19 protein-coding genes are annotated in these 16,347 nt (G+C 58.7%); 12 read left to right on the top strand and 7 right to left on the bottom strand.

Features of this window, described 5'->3' with window-relative positions; translation table 11 throughout:
• Positions 1 to 17 precede the first annotated feature (17 nt).
• From trxA to hslU, 3 genes are all read left to right on the top strand, one after another.
• The gene (trxA, locus tag FGK64_RS18500) at positions 18 to 338 is read left to right on the top strand and encodes a thioredoxin (RefSeq protein ID WP_138865330.1); all 321 of its coding nucleotides are present in this window, start codon (positions 18 to 20) and stop codon (positions 336 to 338) included.
• A gap of 119 nt (positions 339 to 457) precedes the next feature.
• Positions 458 to 1,015: an ATP-dependent protease subunit HslV gene (hslV, locus tag FGK64_RS18495; protein ID WP_138865329.1), complete on the top strand. Its 558-nt coding sequence runs from the start codon at positions 458 to 460 to the stop codon at positions 1,013 to 1,015.
• Positions 1,016 to 1,088: 73 nt separating this feature from the next.
• Positions 1,089 to 2,396, top strand: coding sequence for an ATP-dependent protease ATPase subunit HslU (gene hslU / locus FGK64_RS18490; protein ID WP_138865328.1), 1,308 nt, complete (start codon positions 1,089 to 1,091; stop codon positions 2,394 to 2,396).
• Between the two features lie 6 nt (positions 2,397 to 2,402).
• On the opposite strand, the gene FGK64_RS18485 is transcribed toward hslU, so the two are convergent.
• Genes FGK64_RS18485 through FGK64_RS18475 form a run of 3 tightly spaced genes read right to left on the bottom strand, consistent with a single transcriptional unit; the run spans position 2,403 to position 4,635 of the window.
• Complete coding sequence (locus FGK64_RS18485) at positions 2,403 to 2,942, bottom strand: Smr/MutS family protein (protein WP_138865327.1); 540 nt, start codon at positions 2,940 to 2,942, stop codon at positions 2,403 to 2,405.
• Complete coding sequence (gene mltA, locus FGK64_RS18480) at positions 2,942 to 3,982, bottom strand: murein transglycosylase A (protein ID WP_138865326.1); 1,041 nt, start codon at positions 3,980 to 3,982, stop codon at positions 2,942 to 2,944. The genes FGK64_RS18485 and mltA overlap by 1 nt, the downstream gene beginning before the upstream one ends.
• Positions 3,979 to 4,635 (bottom strand): Tim44/TimA family putative adaptor protein, encoded by a 657-nt coding sequence (locus FGK64_RS18475; RefSeq protein ID WP_138865325.1) that lies wholly within the window; start codon positions 4,633 to 4,635, stop codon positions 3,979 to 3,981. The genes mltA and FGK64_RS18475 overlap by 4 nt, the downstream gene beginning before the upstream one ends.
• A gap of 115 nt (positions 4,636 to 4,750) precedes the next feature.
• Here FGK64_RS18475 and FGK64_RS18470 point away from each other — a divergent pair, with 115 nt between their 5' ends.
• Positions 4,751 to 5,269 (top strand): FxsA family protein, encoded by a 519-nt coding sequence (locus FGK64_RS18470; protein WP_138865324.1) that lies wholly within the window; start codon positions 4,751 to 4,753, stop codon positions 5,267 to 5,269.
• Positions 5,270 to 5,327: 58 nt separating this feature from the next.
• A complete protein-coding gene (secB, locus tag FGK64_RS18465) occupies positions 5,328 to 5,828 on the top strand; it encodes a protein-export chaperone SecB (protein ID WP_138865323.1) in 501 nt (166 codons plus the stop codon).
• A gap of 27 nt (positions 5,829 to 5,855) precedes the next feature.
• On the opposite strand, the gene dnaQ is transcribed toward secB, so the two are convergent.
• From dnaQ to FGK64_RS18445, 4 genes are read right to left on the bottom strand one after another with little or no spacing between them, the layout of a single operon-like run.
• On the bottom strand, positions 5,856 to 6,542 hold the full coding sequence (dnaQ, locus tag FGK64_RS18460; protein ID WP_138865322.1) for a DNA polymerase III subunit epsilon: 687 nt from the start codon (positions 6,540 to 6,542) through the stop codon (positions 5,856 to 5,858).
• Entirely contained in the window at positions 6,535 to 7,128 is a 594-nt protein-coding gene (gene coaE, locus FGK64_RS18455; RefSeq protein ID WP_138865321.1) for a dephospho-CoA kinase, read from the bottom strand. Before coaE ends, dnaQ begins: the two co-directional genes overlap by 8 nt.
• Complete coding sequence (locus tag FGK64_RS18450) at positions 7,125 to 7,958, bottom strand: shikimate dehydrogenase (RefSeq protein WP_138865320.1); 834 nt, start codon at positions 7,956 to 7,958, stop codon at positions 7,125 to 7,127. The genes coaE and FGK64_RS18450 overlap by 4 nt, the downstream gene beginning before the upstream one ends.
• Positions 7,955 to 8,554 carry a Maf family protein gene (locus tag FGK64_RS18445; protein WP_138865319.1) on the bottom strand — a complete coding sequence of 200 codons (600 nt, stop codon included), beginning with the start codon at positions 8,552 to 8,554 and terminating at the stop codon, positions 7,955 to 7,957. The genes FGK64_RS18450 and FGK64_RS18445 overlap by 4 nt, the downstream gene beginning before the upstream one ends.
• A 405-nt stretch (positions 8,555 to 8,959) precedes the next feature.
• On the opposite strand from FGK64_RS18445, the gene hemJ reads away from it, so the two are divergent.
• The 7 genes from hemJ to FGK64_RS18410 all read left to right on the top strand — a co-directional run bounded on the left by hemJ (position 8,960) and on the right by FGK64_RS18410 (position 16,342).
• The gene (gene hemJ, locus FGK64_RS18440; RefSeq protein ID WP_138865318.1) at positions 8,960 to 9,406 is read left to right on the top strand and encodes a protoporphyrinogen oxidase HemJ; all 447 of its coding nucleotides are present in this window, start codon (positions 8,960 to 8,962) and stop codon (positions 9,404 to 9,406) included.
• A 132-nt stretch (positions 9,407 to 9,538) separates the two neighbouring features.
• Positions 9,539 to 10,810, top strand: coding sequence for a transcription termination factor Rho (gene rho, locus FGK64_RS18435; RefSeq protein ID WP_138865317.1), 1,272 nt, complete (start codon positions 9,539 to 9,541; stop codon positions 10,808 to 10,810).
• 25 nt (positions 10,811 to 10,835) lie between these two features.
• Positions 10,836 to 12,128 (top strand): tRNA uridine-5-carboxymethylaminomethyl(34) synthesis GTPase MnmE, encoded by a 1,293-nt coding sequence (gene mnmE, locus FGK64_RS18430; protein ID WP_138865316.1) that lies wholly within the window; start codon positions 10,836 to 10,838, stop codon positions 12,126 to 12,128.
• A gap of 11 nt (positions 12,129 to 12,139) precedes the next feature.
• Positions 12,140 to 14,008: a tRNA uridine-5-carboxymethylaminomethyl(34) synthesis enzyme MnmG gene (gene mnmG, locus FGK64_RS18425; protein WP_138865315.1), complete on the top strand. Its 1,869-nt coding sequence runs from the start codon at positions 12,140 to 12,142 to the stop codon at positions 14,006 to 14,008.
• Positions 13,998 to 14,618 carry a 16S rRNA (guanine(527)-N(7))-methyltransferase RsmG gene (rsmG, locus tag FGK64_RS18420; protein ID WP_246057821.1) on the top strand — a complete coding sequence of 207 codons (621 nt, stop codon included), beginning with the start codon at positions 13,998 to 14,000 and terminating at the stop codon, positions 14,616 to 14,618. The genes mnmG and rsmG overlap by 11 nt, the downstream gene beginning before the upstream one ends.
• Positions 14,611 to 15,420 carry a ParA family protein gene (locus FGK64_RS18415; protein ID WP_138865314.1) on the top strand — a complete coding sequence of 270 codons (810 nt, stop codon included), beginning with the start codon at positions 14,611 to 14,613 and terminating at the stop codon, positions 15,418 to 15,420. The genes rsmG and FGK64_RS18415 overlap by 8 nt, the downstream gene beginning before the upstream one ends.
• A 19-nt stretch (positions 15,421 to 15,439) precedes the next feature.
• Entirely contained in the window at positions 15,440 to 16,342 is a 903-nt protein-coding gene (locus FGK64_RS18410) for a ParB/RepB/Spo0J family partition protein (RefSeq protein ID WP_138865313.1), read from the top strand.
• Positions 16,343 to 16,347 lie beyond the last annotated feature (5 nt).

Genomic DNA, 16,347 nt, shown 5'->3' with positions numbered 1-16,347 from the left:
CCTGTAGGAGAAACCCCATGGCCACCGTTGCCGTAACCGATGCAACCTTCGACGCCGAAGTCAAGAATTCCGATATCCCCGTCGTGGTGGATTTCTGGGCCGAATGGTGCGGCCCTTGCAAACAGATCGGCCCCGCCTTGGAAGAGCTTGCCGCCGAATACGAAGGCAAGATCAAGGTCGCCAAGGTTGACGTTGACAGCAATCCGAACGCTGCCGCCGCAATGGGCGTACGTGGCATTCCCGCGCTGTTCATCTTCAAGGACGGGCAGGTGGTGTCGAACCGCGCCGGCGCGGCGCCCAAGGCCGCTCTGCAAAGCTGGATCAACGAATCGATCTGATCGCTCGATCTGCGACATGATCCCAAAGGCGCCCCCGCGGGCGCCTTTTTCATTGGTGCGGTGGCCTTGTCTGCCCTGACTCAAGCCGCCATATAGGCGGCCAGCAACCCGGAGGACCCATGAGCAGCACCGACTTTCCCGGCTGGCACGGAACAACGATCATTGGCGTCAAGAAAGGCGGCGAAGTAGTGATCGCGGGCGATGGCCAGGTGTCTCTTGGCCAAACCGTGATCAAAGGCACCGCCCGGAAGGTGCGCCGCCTGTCGCCTGGCGGATACGATATTGTCGCTGGTTTTGCTGGATCGACTGCCGATGCCTTTGCGCTGCTGGAGAGGCTGGAGGCCAAGCTGGAATCTACCCCCGGACAGCTGGCCCGCGCCAGTGTGGAACTGGCCAAGGACTGGCGGACAGACAAGTACCTGCAAAAGCTGGAGGCGATGCTGATCGTGTCGGATGGTGCGGATATCTTCGTGATCACCGGCGCGGGCGACGTGTTGGAGCCCGAGCACGATGTGACGGCGATCGGATCGGGCGGAAATTATGCCTTGGCTGCCGCGCGCGGCATGATGGACAGCGACCGTTCCGCAGAACAGGTCGCCCGCGACGCGATGGCGATTGCCGCGGATATCTGTGTCTACACAAATGGAAACCTGACGGTGGAAACGATCCGCAAGTGAAAATTTCCTGGAAATTTTCGACAAGACTTTCAAAGAAAGTCTTGGGCCACGCCACCGGTACGAAAGACAGAACATGACCGATCTGACCCCCCGCGAAATCGTCAGCGAGTTGGACCGCTACATCATTGGCCAGAAGGATGCCAAACGCGCCGTCGCCGTGGCGCTGCGCAACCGTTGGCGGCGCAAGCAACTGTCCGACGATCTGCGCGACGAGGTGTACCCGAAGAACATTCTGATGATCGGGCCGACCGGCGTTGGCAAAACGGAAATCAGCCGTCGCTTGGCAAAGCTGGCGCGAGCGCCGTTTATCAAGGTCGAAGCGACGAAGTTCACCGAGGTTGGCTATGTTGGCCGCGACGTCGAACAGATCGTCCGCGATCTGGTCGACAGTGCCATTGCCCTGACGCGCGAGTACATGCGCGAGGATGTGAAGGCTCGCGCCCACAGTGCCGCCGAAGAACGCGTTATTTCCGCCATTGCGGGGGAAGACGCGCGCGAAGCCACGCGCGAGATGTTCCGCAGGAAGCTGAAGAATGGCGAGCTGGACGATACGGTGATCGAGCTGGATTTGGCCGACACCTCGAACCCGATGTCGATGTTCGACATTCCGGGCCAGCCCGGTGCCAATATGGGCATGATGAACCTTGGCGACCTGTTCGGAAAGGCCATGGGCGGGCGCACACAACGGCGCAAGCTGACGGTGGCTGACAGCTATGAGATCCTGATCGGGGAAGAGGCTGACAAGCTGCTGGACGACGAAACCGTCACCCGGACCGCGCTTGAAGCGGTGGAACAGAACGGCATCGTGTTCCTGGATGAAATCGACAAGGTTTGCGCCCGATCCGATGCGCGCGGCGGCGATGTCAGCCGCGAAGGCGTGCAGCGCGATCTCTTGCCGCTGATCGAGGGCACGACCGTGTCGACCAAGCATGGCCCGGTCAAGACGGACCACATTCTGTTCATCGCCTCGGGCGCGTTCCACATCGCCAAACCGTCGGACCTGCTGCCCGAACTTCAGGGTCGGCTGCCGATCCGGGTCGAGCTGCGCGCGCTGACCGAGGCGGATTTCGTCCGCATCCTGACCGAAACCGACAACGCATTGACGCGCCAGTATACCGCCTTGATGGGCACTGAGGATGTGACCGTCACCTTCACCGACGACGGCATCGCCGCGCTGGCCAAGATCGCGGCCGAGGTGAACCAGTCGGTCGAGAATATCGGAGCGCGGCGGCTTTATACGGTGATGGAGCGTGTGTTCGAAGAACTGTCCTTCACCGCGCCCGACAAAGGCGGCGAAGCAATCACTGTTGATGCTGATTTCGTGGAAACCAATGTCGGCGAGCTGGCCCGATCGACCGATGTCAGCCGCTATGTGCTGTAGACCCGTTTAACGAAGGCGCCTGAGGTAGACGTAAAAGGCGCCTTCGCCTCCGTGGCGGATATGCGCGGGCGTGTAATCCAGCACCGCCTGCGCAAGTGGTGGTGTGGCCAGCCAATGCGGCACCTGGCGCCGCAGAATGCCCCGAACACGGGGAATAGGGCCCGAATCCTCGCTCTGTTTGCCTTTGCCGGTGATCACAAGGACCAGTCGTTTGCCTCTGTCGTGCGACGACAGGATGAACCGTACCAAGGCCGGGTGGGCCTGATCCAGCGTCATGCCGTGGAGGTCGATCCGGGCCTCGGGCTTCATCTTGCCGCGCGTCATGCGGGCATGGGATTTTGCATCCATCACCGGGCCGCGCGGCGCGGGCATCGTGGTGCGCACGGGTGCGGGCGGGGCCACGCGCGGCCTCGCCTTACGCTCCGGCGTGGGGTTTGCGGGCGGCTTTGGTGGCGTGGGAACAGGCCCGGGGTGCATCCGCTGGGCGCTGGCCGCAACACGGTTCCACAGGTCCAGCTCGTCCGGGGTAGGGCGGCGGCGTTTCATCAGAGTCCGTCCGGCACCATCGCATAGGCGCGCTGAATCGGCATCAGCATCACCATGCGCCCGGGATCGCGCAGCTTGCCCGCGGCCTGACCGGCTGCATCACCCGTGCCAAAGAAGATATCAGCCCGCTGCGCGCCCTTGATCGCCGACCCCGTATCCTGTGCCACCATCAAGCGGCGCAGCGGATCGGCACCGTCTTTTTCCACCCAGACCGGCACGCCCAGCGGGGTGAAGTCAGGGTCCACCGCGACCGAGCGCATCGCCGTGACCGACCGGTTCATCGCGCCAAGCGGGCCATCCTGCGCCGGGATGCTGCGGATTCGGCGGAAAAACACATAAGACGGGTTGTGATACAGCAAAGCTTCGCCAGCCTCGGGATTGCGGCGCACCCAGTTCTTGATCACCTGCGCGCTGACCTGATGCGCGCCATAAATCCCTCGCCGCACCAGTTCAACGCCAATCGAGCGGTAGGGATGTCCGTTGGCCCCGCCGTACCCAACGCGCAGCATTTTGCCATTGGTCAGGCGGATCCGGCCAGAGCCTTGGATTTGCAGGAAAAACAGCTCGACCGGGTCATCAACCCAAGCAATTTCCAGACCGCGCCCTTGCATCACCTCGCTGGTCAGAATCTCTTCGCGGGTCAACCAGGGGTTATTATCGCGCGCCTCGGGCGGCATTTTGTACAGCGGATATCTGAAGCGGTCGGTGCGGGACAGCGATCCATCCAGCTCGGGCTCGAAATATCCGGTGAACAGCGCCGGTTCGCCATTTCCCACCAGCACAGGGCGGAAGAACAGCTCGAAAAAGCCACGTGCCTTGCCCGGTGCGATGGTATCCGCGACGGCGCAAAGTGACAGCCAGTCAGGATCGTTGAAATCCGCGCAGGTGTTGCGAAACGCGGCCAGGGCCGCGTCATGATCGTCATCCGCCCAGCCGTCGAGATCGGAAAACTCAAGAATGTCGTGCGTGACCTCGGCCCGCCCGTCGCCGGCCATCAGGACCGAACCGGCCAGCGCAAGGGCACGCAGCGCGCCAATCATGCGTCCGTGGCGACAAGGATCCAGTTGGGATCGTCGGACCCCATGGTCCGCGCGAAGGTCCAGCTGTCTTTCTGGCGCTTGGCGGTGGTGGCGCTGCCTTCGATGATGTCGCCGCCACGGTCCCGCACAACCGAGGTCAGTTCGCCTACGAAGCGCATCGTGATTTCCGCGCGGTTCGTATCTTTGTCGAACCGAACGTCCTGAACGCGGGTTTCGCGCACACCGATGAATTCCGCCTCGATCTTCAGGCCCTGTTCTTCGCGATGGGCAACCACGTCGGAAAACGCATCGTATACGTCATCGGCCAGGAACGGGCGGATGTCGACGATATCCCCGCGCTCAAAGCTCATCACAATCATTTCATAGGCACCGCGCGCGCCCTGAATGAATTCCGTCACGGAAAAGGCAGGTTCGATCCGCTTCATCGCGGCCAGTTCGCGCGCATCGTCGCTATCGGGCTCGACATTGTCGTCGATGTCCAGGTCGGGACCGCCTTCGATCACTTCGAAATCGCGGCGTCCGGATTTCGACTGCGGCGTCGGCAGGGGTGGTTTTTCGAAACCTTCCCGAGTTCCAAGCACGCTTTTCAGCCGCAGGATCAGGAAAATGGCGATTCCAGCCAGAACAATAAGCTGAATCAGGGGTGAATTCATTGGGGTCGTAACCTCGTTTTCTGGCATCGGCTTTGTAAGCGCGGCGTCGAAGACTTATGTAGGTGACCGATGGGACCGAGTCCACCACTGCACACCGAACAAGAGGTTTTGCCGCATGTATCTGTTTCTGGCCTTTCTGATGGTTCCGATCGTCGAAATCGCGCTGTTCATTCAGGTTGGCGGCGCCATCGGGCTGGTTCCCACCTTGGCCATCGTGATCCTGACGGCAATTGCGGGCACATGGCTGGTGAAAACCCAGGGCCGCATGGCGATTGCGCAACTGGGGCAAAGTTTCAACGAGTTGCGCGACCCGACCGAGCCGTTGGCTCATGGGGCGATGATTTTGGTCGCTGGTGTTCTGTTGCTGACGCCGGGGTTTTTCACCGACGCTGTCGGCTTTGCGCTGTTGATCCCAACGGTGCGCCACGCTGCGTTCCGGTTCCTTGCAAAACGGGTCAAGGTACAGCGGTTCAGCATGGGCCCGGGTCCGCAACCGGGGCCGCAGCACCGGCGCGGGCCGCAGGGCGGTCAAGTGATTGATGGCGAATACGAGGACGTCAGCCCCGAGCCGCGCGTGAACCGCGGGCCTTCGGGGTGGACATCGGACCCGGACCAGCCGTCAAACCGCCATTGAGAAGCGCGGGACAAGCTGGTAATCAGCCGCCCAACAGGTTTGCTTGAGGAGCTTTTACATGTCGGAAAACGGCGCAACACCCGCAGAGGGCCAACAACAGCCACAGGTTCAGATGAACATTCTGGGCCAATTCGTTCGCGATCTTTCATTCGAAAACGTGATGGCGCAGCGCGGCGGCACCGGAGAGGTGAACCCAGACATTTCGGTTCAGGTGAACCTTGACGCGAAAAAGCGCGAAGCCGACCACCAGTTCGAAGTGATGATCAAGCTGAACATCGAATCCAAGGCCAAGGAAAGTGGCGACAAGCTGTTTCTGATGGAAATCGAATATGTCGGCGTGTTCCGCATTCAGGGCGTGCCCGAAGAACAGATGCACCCCTTCCTGCTGATCGAATGCCCGCGGATGCTGTTCCCGTTCCTGCGCCGGATCGTCAGCGACGTGACCCGCGACGGTGGTTATCCGCCGCTGAACCTGGAAAACATTGATTTCGTGCAAATTTATCGCGCCGAAATCGCGCGCCGTCAGGCAGCCCAGACCGGCGCGACCGGCACGGCCTAAGCCACGCAGGCGCGCCCGGTCATCCGGTCAGGCGCGCCGCCACAGGGCTTCGGCCCCCAGTTTCTCCACGAAAGCGTCATGCGCGGCCTTCTCAGCCTGTGAAATCCGCGACGGCAGCGGGGCAGGGCGTGGTTGCGGGCGCCATGTCTCTGTCGCAGCGCTTTGCGTGTCCGTGGTGTCCTGCGACAGCGCAAAATCGGGCTGCCGCCCACCAATCAGCTCCAGATACACATCGGCGAGAATTTCCGAGTCGAGCAACGCGCCGTGCAACGTGCGCGACGAATTGTCGATTCCGAACCGGCGGCACAGCGCATCCAGCGAGGCGGGCGACCCCGGGAAGCGTTTGCGCGCAATCGCCAGCGTGTCCAACGCCTGTTCCCACGGCAGTTGCGGTAGGCCCATCCACTTCAGCTCGGCGTTCAGGAATTTCATGTCAAACGCGGCATTGTGGATCACCAGCTTGGCGTCGCCCACGAAATCAAGGAATTCCTGCCCGATCTTCGCGAACACCGGCTTGTCCTTCAGAAAGTCGATGGACAGCCCGTGCACCTCGAACGCCTCTTGCGGCATGTCGCGTTCGGGGTTGATGTACTGATGATAGGTGCGCCCCGTGGCGACGTGGTTCAGCAGCTCGACTCCGCCGATTTCCACGATCCGATCGCCTTGTTCAGGGTCGAATCCCGTCGTTTCCGTATCAAGTACGATTTCACGCATTGCGCAGCCCCGCCCGGATGGTTGAGACGATGTTTTGCACCTGCGCGCGCGCATGTTCAAGCGTATCGGTCACGATGACATAGTCCGCGCGGGCGCGTTTTTCGGCATCGGGCATCTGTTTTTCACGGATCATCTGAAATTGCTCGGCCGTCATGGTGCCCCGCGCCAGAACGCGGGCTTCCTGCGTCTGTGCATCGACGGAAACGCAGGCCACGGCGTCCATCCCCGCATTTCCGCCGGTCTCGAACAACAGCGGAATATCGTAGACCAATATGTCCGCCGTCGCATTGGCAAGAAAATCCGCGCGGTCCTGTTTCAGCAGTGGGTGCACAATGGTTTCGATGGTTTTCAGCGCGGTCGGGTCGGCGGCGATGATCGTTTTCAAAGCGCCGCGATCGACTGCGCCATCGACAATCGCCTGCGGAAAGGCCGCGCGCATGGGGCCCACCGCGCTGCCGCCGGCGGCATAAACGCGATGCACGGCGGCATCGGCATCCCACACCTCGCACCCTTCGTCCCGGAACATCTGCGCGGTGGTGCTTTTGCCCATGCCGATGGATCCGGTCAGGCCCAGTTTGAACGTCATCCCAGGATCGCCTTGCGCGTGCTGTCGTCAACCTCGGGGCGGTGGCCGAACCAGCGTTCGAAGGCCGGAACCGCCTGATGAATCAGCATTCCCAACCCGTCAACCACGGTGCAGCCTGCAGCCTCTGCCGTTTGCAGAAGCGGGGTTTTCAAAGGCGTATAGACCAGGTCGGTCACCACCTTGTCGGGAGTCAGCCCATCCAGCGGTACGCGCAACTCGGGTTTGCCAACCATGCCAAGCGAGGTGGTGTTCACGATCAACGCGGCCTCGTCGATCACATTGCCGGCCTGCACCCAATCGACAACACGCACCCGCTGGCCAAAATCCTGTTTCAGCTTTTCCGCGCGGACCCGCGTGCGGTTCGACAGGATAATATCCGGCACACCCGCATCCGACAGCGACGCGACAACCGCCCGCGCGGCCCCACCGGCGCCCAGCACCACGGCGGGCCCGGATTTTGCCGTCCAGTTCGGGGCACCGCTGCGCAGATTCTCGATAAACCCGTACCCGTCGGTATTATCCGCGTGAATCTTGCCATCCTTGCGGAAGATCAGCGTATTCGCCGCGCCAATCAACGTGGCCCGGTCGGTGATCAGATCGGCAATCGCCATTACCGCCTCTTTATGCGGGATCGTGACGTTGACGCCGACGAACCCCATGCGGGGAAGGGTGCGAATGACCTGCTCCAGGTCGCCGTGAGCCACATCCATCGGCACGTAAAAGCCCTTGATACCGAAATTGCGCAGCCAATGCTGATGCAACTGCGGCGAACGGGAATGGGCAACCGGCGACCCGATCAAGCCGGCCAGGGGTATCCGTTTTTCCGTCATGTCTCGATATCCCCCCGCAACGCCAGAAAATTCAGTACCTGCAACAGGGGCATACCCAAAACTGTAAAGTAATCGCCGTCAATGGCCGTAAACAGGCGGATCCCTTCGCGTTCCAGTTGATAGGCCCCGACGCTGTGGCGAATATCCTCCCAGTTGCGCGCGACATAGGCCGACAGATAGGCGTCACTGACATCCCGCATCTGCAGCCGGACCTGCCCGACATGACGCCAGATCGGCGCGCCGTCCTGCACGATCACTGCGGCAGAATAGAGGCTGTGGCGTTGGCCCCGCAGTGCGGACAGCTGCTCGATCGCGTGATCCGGGCCGTCTGGTTTCGATAAAAGCTGCCCCTGAAAATCCAGCACCTGATCGGATCCGATTACCATTGCGCCGGGGTGGCGGGCCGAAACCTTACGTGCCTTCATTTCGGCCAGGGCATCGGCAATGTCCCGCGGGCGCGCCTGTTCGGCCAAAAGCCCGGCCTTGGCGGCCTCTTCATCCACGCGCGGACGTTCTATATCAAAGACGAGCCCCGCGTTACGCAGCATTGAGGCGCGCGTTTCGGAACCTGAGGCAAGGACGATGTGGGCAGCCATGTGGATGAACCTCGGGATTTGTCGTTAAGACTTGGGTAAGTTTTTCGGAGAATTTGGCTTTCTGTGCAACCAATCCCGGGGTTCGTGCGTTCACCCACTCGCCCTCCCGGTTTTTACTTCGGTGGATTGGGAAAACCTGAGGCATGTGGATAGGGGATTGGCGATAGGTTTTTCCCGATTTATCCACAAGATGCTACCCTTTATCAAACCCACAACCTTTTGTTATTTAAAAGAAAAGTGTAAATACTTGTGCTGACAACACGTTTTTGTTCACGTCAGCAAATCATGTATAAATCGCGGGACAACCCAGTTATCCACCGGATCCGGGGATCTCTACAAAACCATAATCCTTCTTTCTTTCTTTATATATTATTTGATACGCCGGGCTGAACCACGAGGCCCGACATGACCGATTTCCTCATCTCGCTCTATCCCTGGACGAAGGCACTTCACATCATCTCGGTCATCGCCTGGATGGCAGGGCTGTTCTATTTGCCACGGCTGTTCGTCTATCACGTTGAACAGGCCGACAAGGATCAGTTGCCTTCGATCTTCGAGGTGATGGAACGTCGCCTGCTGAGGGCGATCATGAATCCTGCGATGATTGCAACCTGGGTGTTCGGCCTCTTTCTCGTGTTCACGCCCGGGCTGGTGAATTGGAGCAGCATCTGGCCCTGGACCAAAGCCGCCGGCGTTCTTGGCATGACATGGTTTCATCACTGGCTTGGCCGGCGTCGCAAAGACCTGATGAATGGAACCAACACGGTTTCTGCTCGTCGCTACCGCATGATGAACGAGCTGCCGACGCTTCTGATGGTCGTGATCGTGTTTTCGGTGGTCATACGGTTCTAGGTGTTGTCGGCAGGGGTTTGACTTGGACCCGGCAAATCACTACATAGCGATTTCAGCGTGCCCGTCCGGGTGGCGTTTCTTCCGCAGACCATATTGCCAGCGCCGCATGGCCCGTTACGTGGGTGTTTCCCTATGACCATCGAAAAACTGAACTTGTCCGATCTGAAGGCACAAAGCCCGAAAGACCTTTTGGCAATGGCCGAAGAGCTTGAGATCGAGAACGCCTCGACGATGCGCAAGGGTGAGATGATGTTCCAGATTCTGCGGGAGCGCGCAGACGAGGGCTGGGAAGTTTCGGGCGATGGTGTGCTTGAAGTGCTGCAGGACGGTTTTGGTTTTCTGCGCTCGCCCGAGGCGAACTATCTGCCGGGCCCGGACGATATTTACGTCAGCCCCGACATGATCCGCCAATATTCGCTGCGCACCGGCGATTCGATTGACGGGGTCATCAAGGCGCCTGACGACAACGAACGTTATTTCGCGCTGACCAACGTCACGCAGATCAACTTTGAAGACCCCGAGCGCGCCAAGCACAAGATTGCCTTTGATAACCTGACGCCGCTGTATCCCGACGAGCGCCTGAAGATGGAGATCGAGGATCCCACGATCAAGGACCGTACCGCACGTATCATCGACCTGGTTGCGCCGATCGGGAAGGGCCAGCGGTCGCTGATCGTGGCGCCGCCGCGGACGGGTAAAACCGTGATCCTGCAAAACATCGCCGCCTCGATCGAAAAGAACCACCCCGAGTGCTATCTGATCGTTTTGTTGATCGACGAGCGCCCCGAGGAAGTTACCGACATGCAGCGCAGCGTTAAGGGTGAGGTGGTGTCGTCAACGTTTGATGAACCTGCCACGCGTCACGTTGCCGTCAGCGAAATGGTGATTGAAAAGGCCAAGCGATTGGTCGAGCATAAGCGAGATGTTGTGATTCTCCTCGACTCGATCACAAGACTTGGTAGAGCATTTAACACGGTCGTCCCGTCTTCGGGCAAGGTTCTGACCGGCGGTGTGGATGCGAACGCCCTTCAACGGCCGAAGCGGTTCTTTGGTGCGGCGCGGAACATCGAGGAAGGCGGAAGCCTGACCATCATCGCGACCGCACTGATCGACACTGGCAGTCGGATGGACGAGGTGATCTTTGAAGAGTTCAAAGGCACCGGTAACTCGGAACTGGTTCTGGATCGCAAGATCGCCGACAAACGCGTGTTCCCGGCCATCGACATTCTCAAATCCGGCACCCGGAAAGAGGACCTGCTGGTCGACAAGGTCGATCTTCAGAAAACCTTTGTCTTGCGGCGAATCCTGAACCCAATGGGGACGACAGATGGCATCGAGTTCCTGCTGTCCAAGCTGAAACAAACCAAGTCGAACGCCGAATTCTTCGATTCAATGAACACCTGACCCACCCGGAACAGCGAGGCCGGTGATGAACACGATTTTCGCCCTGGCCAGCGCACCGGGTAAGGCGGGCGTTTCCGTGATCCGGCTGTCGGGTCCCGAGGCCTTTGCCGTAGCAGAGCATTTGTCGGGTTCTGGTTTGCCTTCGGCGGGCCGGTCGCTTCGTGTGTTGCGTGACGCAGAGGGAACAAGACTGGATCAGGTGCTGGTCCTTACGTTTTCTGGTCCTGCAAGTTTCACGGGCGAAGATGTTGTGGAATTCCATGCGCACGGAAGCCCGGCGGGCACGGAAGCAATTTTGCGGTCCATCGGCGAAAGCGGCTTGGCGCGTATCGCAGAGCCGGGTGAATTCACAAGGCGGGCCTTGGAGAACGGCAAACTGGATCTTGCGCAGGTCGAAGGCCTCGCCGATCTGATTGACGCCGAGACCGAAGCGCAAAGGCGTCAGGCTATGCGAGTTTTCTCTGGCGATCTGGGAAAACTGGCCGAGACGTGGCGGGTCAAGCTGATCCGCGCAGCAGCATTGATCGAGGCGACGATCGATTTTGCAGACGAAGACGTGCCCGAGGATGTGACTCCTGAAGTTCTTCAGCTGTTGCACGAGGTGTCGACTGGCCTTTCCCGGCATGGGGACGGGGCAGTGATCGCAGAGCGGATTCGATCCGGGTTCGAAGTGGCGATTATCGGCGCGCCGAACGTGGGAAAATCCACGTTGCTGAATGCACTTGCTGGTCGGCAGGCGGCGATCACCTCGGACGTGGCGGGAACAACGCGCGACGTGATCGAAGTTCGGATGGACCTCGGTGGTATACCCGTAACGCTTTTGGATACGGCCGGCATACGGGAAACAGCGGATTCAGTTGAGCAGATCGGTGTTCATCTTGCCCGGCAGCGTGCAGAAGCTGCGGACTTGAGGGTATTTCTTACCTTGGATGATGTGAGTTTCGACGTCGAGGTGAGGCCCGATGATATTGTCCTCTTGGCGAAGGCGGATGGTGCGGATTGGTCTTTGGGGCACAAGGGCATATCGGGTTTGACCGGCGCCGGCGTGGATTCGCTTGTTTCCTATATTTCCAATGTCTTGTCATCGCGGTCTGCGTCTGCCGGCCTAGCCATTCGTCAACGGCATCGTGATGCAATCAGACAGGCTAGCGCGTCGTTAGAAAAGGCGTCAGCCCTGCTTTTGCTGGGCGCCGGTTCGTATGATATAGCGGCTTACGAGTTGCGGCACGCCGTGCTTGCCCTCGAATCGCTTGTTGGGCGCATTGATGTTGAATCGCTGCTGGACGAAATCTTTGCCAGCTTTTGTCTTGGTAAGTAGGAGTGTTTCACGTGAAACATATGTCCTTTGATGTTGTGGTGATTGGCGGCGGCCACGCCGGGACCGAAGCCGCAAGCGCTGCCGCGCGAGCGGGGAGCAGCACGGCTTTGGTTACGTTGAAACAGGACGGGATTGGTGTAATGTCCTGCAACCCGGCTATCGGCGGCTTGGGTAAAGGTCATTTGGTACGTGAGATCGACGCAATGGATGGCGTCATGGGCCGTGTCGCTGACCGGGCCGGTATTCAGTTCCGACTTTTGAACCGTCGCAAGGGGCCCGCTGTGCAAGGTCCGCGGGCCCAGGCAGACAGAACGATCTATCGCGAAGCTATGCTGCACGAGATGCTCTCTCAAGAAAATCTCGAGATCATCGAGGGCGAAGCTGTTGATTTCATAATGAACGGTGCCAATGTCGCTGGCGTTGAATTGGCGGATGGTAGGCAGCTGGCAGCCAAGGCGGTCGTGTTGACCACCGGCACATTCCTCAGGGGTGTCATTCACATTGGCGATGTGTCTCGTCCGGGTGGGCGAATGGGCGATAAGCCGTCTGTTCGGCTGGCGGAAAGATTGGATTCTTTTGCGCTGCCGCTGGGACGATTGAAAACAGGTACTCCGCCCCGATTGGATGGGCGAAGCATTGATTGGTCTCGACTGGAGATGCAGCCAGGCGATGATGAACCCACGCTGTTTTCCTTCATGTCCAAAGCGCCGAGCGCGCGGCAGGTATCGTGTGGGATCACCCATACCAATGAAGCAACGCACGACATCATAAGGAAAAATCTTGATCGATCAGCTATGTACGGCGGGCACATCAGCGGAGTAGGGCCCCGCTATTGTCCATCCATCGAAGATAAGATCGTTCGGTTTGCGGATAAGTCGTCCCATCAGGTTTTTCTTGAGCCCGAAGGGATGGACGACCACACAATCTATCCAAATGGTATTTCTACGTCATTACCTGAAGACGTTCAGTTGTCTTACGTGCGGTCGATCGCTGGCTTGGAAGCCGTGGAAATTCTTCAGCCGGGATATGCCATCGAATACGATTACGTGGACCCGCGGGCTCTTACACCGACGCTTCAGGTCAAGTCGGCTCTTGGGTTGTATCTTGCGGGGCAGATCAACGGAACGACGGGTTATGAAGAGGCTGCAGCTCAGGGTTTGGTGGCTGGGTTGAATGCGGCACTGGCCGCGCAGGGGCGCGCACCCGTTCAGTTTGGTCGAGCTTCCAGCTACATCGGCGTTATGATCGACGATCTTGTGACTCGGGGTGTTAGCGAACCCTACCGGATGTTCACATCTCGTGCTGAATTCCGGTTGTCTTTGCGGGCGGATAACGCGGATCAAAGGCTGACGCCGTTGGCTTTGGAGCTTGGGATCGTTTCGGAAATCCGTCGCGAAAGTTTCGAGGGAAAGGCTGACAAGATACGGCGCGCGAAATCTGTGATGGAAGCGAAAGAATTTACGCCGAAAGAAATTTCAGCAACAGGGATCCGTATCAATCAGGATGGAACACGCCGGAATGGTATGGCCTTGCTTGCTTTTCCGGATGTTACCTTTGAAGATGTTGCGGTTCTACTGCCTGAGTTGTCACAAGTTGATCCGGAAATTCGCGCGCAAGTTGGCCGCGATGCGATGTACGCTCACTACATCAAGCGGCAGGAACGTGACATTTCGCTGATGAAGCGCGATGAAGCGCAGGAAATTCCCAGTGATTTTGACTACTCTGTTCTGCAAGGCCTATCGAATGAACTGCGGACGAAACTTTCATCTGCCAAGCCGTCGAATATTGCCCAGGCTGGGAAGATTGATGGTATGACTCCGTCGGCGCTGGCTTTGATTTTGTTCCACTTGCGGCGTGGGGCTGATCGTCGTGAAGCGTGAAGGGATTGAGGTTGGACGTCTTGTTGTTTCACGTGAAACATTCGATCGTCTGAAAACCTTTGAATCTTCGATCGTCAAATGGAATCCGAAGATCAATCTGGTATCGAAATCCAGCCTTGCCGATGTCTGGACGCGACACATCGTGGATTCTGTTCAGGTTTGGGATGCGGCACGCGTCGGCACAAATTGGTTTGACCTTGGTAGCGGTGGAGGTTTCCCGGGGCTTGTCATCGCTGCGCTTATGGCAGAGCACTCACCCGGCGGAAAAGTAACGTTGGTGGAAAGCGACAAGCGAAAATCTGCATTCCTTCGTTCGGCGGCCCGAGAGATGTCATTAGACGTTACTGTAATCTCGGAACGCATTGAAAGTATACCGCCAGCGCAAGCAGATGTGCTTTCAGCGCGGGCTTTGGCGGACCTGTCGAAACTGCTCGCGTTTGTAGAACTTCACTTGGCCCCAAGTGGTGTGGCGGTTTTTCCCAAGGGCGAATCCTGGAAAAATGAGGTGGATAGAGCGCGTCAAGAATGGCGTTTCGACCTTGAATCCAGTACAAGCTGGACTGAACCGCGTGCGGCGGTTTTGCGCATTACAGGAGTATCGCGTGTCTGATCCCTCTCGCCCTGACGGACCAAAAATCATTGCAGTCGCAAACCAGAAGGGCGGGGTGGGTAAAACCACGACCGCCATCAATCTTGCCGCCGCGTTGGTCGAAAACGGATTGAAAGTGCTGGTTGTCGATCTTGACCCACAGGGCAACGCATCGACGGGATTCGGGATTGAACGCGAGGATCGCGACTACACGACTTACGATCTGCTGCTTGATGATGCGCCTTTGAACGAAGTGATTCATCCAACCACGATTTCCGGGCTTGGAATTGTCCCGGCGACTGTCGATCTGAGTTCCGCGGACATTGAGCTGATTTCCAATGAAAAACGGAGTTTCCTGCTTCATGACGCTTTGCGGCAGGTCGCGATGGACAGTTATGGATGGGATTTCATTCTGATCGATTGCCCACCATCACTCAACATATTGACGGTCAATGCAATGGTCGCGGCACATTCTGTGCTCGTACCTTTGCAAAGTGAATTCTTTGCGTTGGAAGGGCTATCGCAACTGATGCTGACCCTGCGCGAAGTGCGACAGTCGGCGAACCCAGAGCTTCGGATCGAAGGGATTGTGCTGACGATGTACGACCAGCGCAATAACCTGTCCCAGCAGGTAGAGCAGGACGCGCGCGATAATTTGGGTGACCTGGTGTTTGACACCGTGATTCCCCGAAATGTTCGCATCAGCGAGGCGCCATCCTTTGCAATGCCGGTGCTGGCCTACGATCCCCGGTCAAAAGGGGCCGAGGCCTATCGCGCATTGGCGCAGGAACTTGTGATGAAAAACAATCGGGTTGCAGCCTGAGGCAGAGGGAGAGCAGAACATGGACAAGAAGCAGAAACCGCGCGGTTTGGGGCGTGGGCTTTCGGCGCTGATGGCAGATGTGGGGCCAACTGTTTCGACCGCTCCGGGAGGCCCAAGCCCAGCACCGGCGCGACCGGACATGACCGTTCCAATCGAACAGATCATTGCAAACCCGGATCAGCCGCGCCGTCGGTTCAGCCAAGATGCGTTGGACGATCTGAGTAACTCGATCCGCGAAAAGGGAATCATCCAGCCGCTGATCGTGCGGCGGTTGGACAGTGGTCAGTATGAAATCGTGGCCGGGGAACGGCGCTGGCGTGCGGCGCAGCAAGCACAGTTGCATGATATTCCCGTTCTGGTCCGCGACTTCGACGATACCGAGGTTCTGGAAGTCGCGATTATTGAAAACATCCAGCGGGCCGATCTGAACGCGGTGGAAGAGGCGGCAGGCTATCGGCAGCTGATGGACCGTTTCGGTCACACGCAGGAAAAGATGGCCGAGGCGCTTGGCAAAAGCCGCAGCCATATTGCGAACCTGCTTCGTTTGCTTGCTCTGCCGGAAGAGGTGCAAGACATGCTGCGTGAAGGTACGATCAGCGCTGGCCATGCGCGTGCCTTGATTACCGCAGAAAATCCGGTGGAGCTGGCGCGGATCGTGGTTCGCGACGGGCTTTCGGTACGGGCCACAGAGGCGCTGGTCAAGAAATCCCAGCAGCCCGAGGACGGGCCAAAACCCGCGAAGGTACGCAAATCGGCCGAGAAAGATGCGGATACGCGCGCGCTGGAAGGGGATCTGGGCGCGAATATCGGGATGAAGGTGTCGATCAACCACGAACCCGGCTCTGAGCGGGGGACGATGGTTCTGCAGTATGAATCGCTGGATCAGCTTGACCAGCTTTGTAACCTGCTGAGCGGAAACTGAGCGAA

It is taken from the genome of Arenibacterium halophilum, from assembly GCF_005938225.1.
GTDB classification, from domain to species: Bacteria; Pseudomonadota; Alphaproteobacteria; order Rhodobacterales; family Rhodobacteraceae; genus Arenibacterium; species Arenibacterium halophilum.
Note: the sequence above shows the minus strand (reverse complement) of the source record. Positions and strands in the feature narration are given on the sequence as shown.